The organism is Exiguobacterium sp. AB2, from assembly GCF_000696055.1.
Classification (GTDB): Bacteria; Bacillota; Bacilli; order Exiguobacteriales; family Exiguobacteriaceae; genus Exiguobacterium; species Exiguobacterium alkaliphilum.
In genome coordinates this window covers 1-3,449 of record NZ_JNAA01000086.1, presented here as the reverse complement: position 1 = coordinate 3,449, position 3,449 = coordinate 1, and the positions used below count along the sequence as shown (strand labels likewise).

Annotated in this window: 6 protein-coding genes; 2 read left to right on the top strand and 4 right to left on the bottom strand. The window is 52.2% G+C overall.

Going from position 1 to position 3,449, the window contains the following annotated elements; genetic code table 11:
* The 3 genes from DI14_RS11275 to DI14_RS11265 form a co-directional block, all read right to left on the bottom strand.
* A partial coding sequence (locus tag DI14_RS11275) for a GNAT family N-acetyltransferase (RefSeq protein ID WP_034808630.1) occupies positions 1 to 519 on the bottom strand: 519 nt, incomplete at its 3' end.
* Between the two features lie 59 nt (positions 520 to 578).
* Positions 579 to 1,466, bottom strand: coding sequence for a diacylglycerol kinase family protein (locus DI14_RS11270; RefSeq protein ID WP_034808629.1), 888 nt, complete (start codon positions 1,464 to 1,466; stop codon positions 579 to 581).
* Between the two features lie 90 nt (positions 1,467 to 1,556).
* Positions 1,557 to 1,931, bottom strand: a complete 375-nt coding sequence (locus DI14_RS11265) for a hypothetical protein (protein ID WP_034808627.1) — start codon at positions 1,929 to 1,931, stop codon at positions 1,557 to 1,559.
* A 159-nt stretch (positions 1,932 to 2,090) separates the two neighbouring features.
* Between DI14_RS11265 and DI14_RS11260 the strand changes: the two genes are divergently transcribed.
* Both DI14_RS11260 and DI14_RS11255 read left to right on the top strand, forming a co-directional pair.
* Positions 2,091 to 2,522, top strand: a complete 432-nt coding sequence (locus DI14_RS11260) for a MarR family winged helix-turn-helix transcriptional regulator (protein WP_034808625.1) — start codon at positions 2,091 to 2,093, stop codon at positions 2,520 to 2,522.
* 125 nt (positions 2,523 to 2,647) lie between these two features.
* On the top strand, positions 2,648 to 3,283 hold the full coding sequence (locus DI14_RS11255; protein ID WP_034808624.1) for an FMN-dependent NADH-azoreductase: 636 nt from the start codon (positions 2,648 to 2,650) through the stop codon (positions 3,281 to 3,283).
* 66 nt (positions 3,284 to 3,349) lie between these two features.
* Here DI14_RS11255 and DI14_RS11250 read toward each other — a convergent pair.
* A partial coding sequence (locus tag DI14_RS11250; RefSeq protein WP_034808622.1) for an IS3 family transposase occupies positions 3,350 to 3,449 on the bottom strand: 100 nt, incomplete at its 5' end.

Genomic DNA, 3,449 nt, shown 5'->3' with positions numbered 1-3,449 from the left:
CAGTCGTTTTTCCATTCGGATGTCGTCGTGAAACGTTCCGTTCCAATACGTGAATCCTTTGATTCGGGCAATCTCGACGTAGCCGAGCTTTTCATAGAGGTGCCGGGCCGCTTCATTGAACGCAAATACACCGAGCTCGATGCGCGGGGTGCCTTGGGACCTGAGCCGTGCTTCTAAGAGGGTGAGCGCATATGTCCCTACGCCTTTGCCACGGCCGACCATTTCGCCGATGACGAGTCCGAGCCAGGCGCTTCCAGGCTCTTGGCTGTAAAGGTGGGCGGCGTCATACATCACGTTCACTTCACCGACGAGGCGGTCGTCCGCGTAAATCAAAAAGATATCGTGTGTCTGGAGTCGTTCTGCTAACGTCTCGACCGTCAAGTTGTGCTCGACGGTGAGTTCTTCTTCCGAGCGGGCCGGTCGAATCAAATGAACGATTTCGGGATCGTTGTTCCAGCGGTTGAACGTCTTGACGATGTCATGTGACGATTCTTTCAAAGGAACGAGCGAGATTGTCATCCCATCCACTCCTTTCTCGTACCCCATTTGCTTCTAGATAGAACGGCAAACTTCTGTCATCACGTCAACGGTTTTAAGACGTTTAGATGACTTGGTAACACTTCGAACGTGAGCGGGAGTGTTCCACCCGTGTCGCCGTCCGCGTTGACCGGGAGCGACTCAGGCGAGTCGACATGGACTCGTTTCGTCTTGAATGAGGTGACGCTGTCCGTCTCTTTCAACTTGCCCGTGAACAGGGCCGGGGCAAGTTGGAGCGCATCTTTGAAGCCGAGGCTTTCGAACAAATAGACGTGCAACAAGCCGTCATTCACCTCAGCGTCGGGCTCAAAGTTCTCAAACCCGCCGACCGAGTTCGTGAGGGCGACGACGACAAGGTACGCGTCCCCGTCAAACGTCTTCTCGTCCGCTTGGACGGAAAGGGAATACGGGCTGTGCTCGCGGAACGCCTTCACGCCTTCGATAAGGTAGGCGAACGGTCCCCATTTCGTCTTCTCCTCGACGCTCACCTCATCGACCGCTTCGGCGATGAGACCGATGGCGATGACGTTCATGAAATAACCGTTCTCGTATTTTCCGATATCCATCGGGGTCGGTTCAGCCGTCTTGAGCGCCTCGATCGCGTCTTCCGGATCGCTCGGTACACCGAGGGCGCGAGCCAAATCGTTCACCGTACCGAGCGGGATAATCCCGAAGTCCGGCCGGTGCGGGGCTTCGGCGAGTCCAGTGACCGTCTCGTTTAGCGTCCCGTCCCCGCCCATGGCGATGACGGCGCGATAACCGCGTTGTGCCGCTTCACGTGCGAAGTGGGTGGCGTCATCCGCTTTTTCTGTGAAGCGGACGTCGACGTTGCCGTATCGCTCTTTCAGCACTGCCTCGGCATGCGGCGCATGTTCTTTTCCTAACTCTTTTCCAGATGACGGATTGACGATTAACATGACAGGTTCCATTCAGACATTCCCCTTTTACGTTTAGATACTGTGCTATATTCCCGTCTGTCGGAAAAGCTAGTCATAAAAAAAGCAACGGTTTCCCGTTGCTCAGTAGTGGCGAAACGCCGACATATCGAGATGGCTCGCATCCGACTCATCGACGGCGAGCTCAATCTTCAAATGCTCATGAAACGGAGAATCGAACGCCCCCATGCAGGCGACCGGCTCATGGTCAGGGACGGGCGATTTACGTTTCGTTTTGACGAACAAGTAGTCCGTGCGCGGGAGCGTGAGCAAGAAGCGCTCGACCGCATGCGGTTCACGTGTGACGTTCGACCAAGGCAAGTGATTGAACAGCAAAAAGACCGCACCTTCTTTTCGAAGCGCATAATCCGGGGCGATGCCTTCCCGATTCAACAACTCGATGACCGAACCCAAGTAATCTTGTTTGATCGTCAATGAAATCTCGTAATACTCACGCATACCGTCCACCCTTTCTAAAAATCACAATACCTCCATTCTAAACGTTTCGCCAGAAGGGGACAATGAAGAAGTTTCTTGACGAAGCGTTTTCCTGCCCGTATACTGCTCATGTCCTGCTATACTAAAGATAAACGAAGAACGAATTGAGGTGAAACCGACATGATTGAATCCCTTGAGTTAAAGGCGTGGGTCGTCTTGGCACGGACGATGGACGCAATCAGTGACCGTGTGAAAGATGATTTGAGACGCCACCAATTGAATTCAACAGAGTTCGGTGTGCTGTCGGTCCTGTATAAACGAGGAGACACTCCGCTACAACAAATTGGTGATCAAATTTTGATTACGAGCGGAAGCGTCACGTATGTAATTGACAAGCTCGAGAAACGAGGGCTCATCGAGCGCGTCGCCTGCCCGTCTGACCGGCGTGTGACATACGCTTCGTTGACAGAGTCAGGCAAGCGCTTGATGGATGTTGTCTACCCCGAGCATATCGAGATTTTCAAAGACATTTACGGTCCGCTCAGTGAGTCGGAGACCGAGACGCTCATCGAATTGTTGAAGCGCGTCGGCTATAACGCGGCAGGCAAATGAAGCCTGCTGTGTTTTTTATAAATTTTTATCTTGAAATCAAAATAATTGACGATGAGATATACAGCTGGTATAGTTCTAACTGTTGTTATAAAAAATAGAGATTTGAATAGATGGAGGAAGCCATTATGAAAAAAGTACTTTACGTATCTGCTAACCCGAAACCGACGGAATTGTCATATAGCAAGCAAGTCGCTGAGACGTTCATGACGACACTCAAAGAAGAGAACACATCGCTCGACATCGAGGCGATCGAACTTTACGACGTAGACGTTCAAGAAATCGACGGCGACGTCCTCAGCGCATGGGGCAAATTCGCTTCAGGCGAAGCGCTCACGGACGTAGAAGCGAAGAAAGTCGCGACGATGAACGGCATGCTCGAGAAGTTCATGGAAGCGGACGTTTACGTCTTCGCGACACCAATGTGGAACTTCTTCTTCCCGGCCCGCATGAAAATGTTCCTCGACAGCGTTCTTTCAGCTGGTAAGACGTTCCGTTACACAGAGCAAGGCCCGGTCGGTCTTCTCGAGAACAAGCAAGCGATCCACATTCAAGGGACAGGCGGCGTCTACACGGGAACTGACCTTAACTTCGCTGACGCATACCTTCGTCAAGCGCTCGCGTTCGTTGGCGTGACAGACGTGACGACGCTTGCGGTTGAAGGAATGAACCAATTCCCAGACAAGATTGAAGAAATCGTCGCTGACGCGAAAGCGAAAGCCGAGACACTCGCGAAAGAAGTCGCTGGTGCGGTAACCGTCTAATGATTGAAGGCGAGTCCATGTGAACTGCTCCCCGTCAAGTAGACAGGATAAATAATGAAAACCAGCCTAAGCGGCTTGAGACCTGTATTCGACAGGGCTCAAGCCGTTCAGTCGTTTCTGGAGACGATCGTGGTTGTAGAACGATATGTAGTTCTCGATGGCCGCT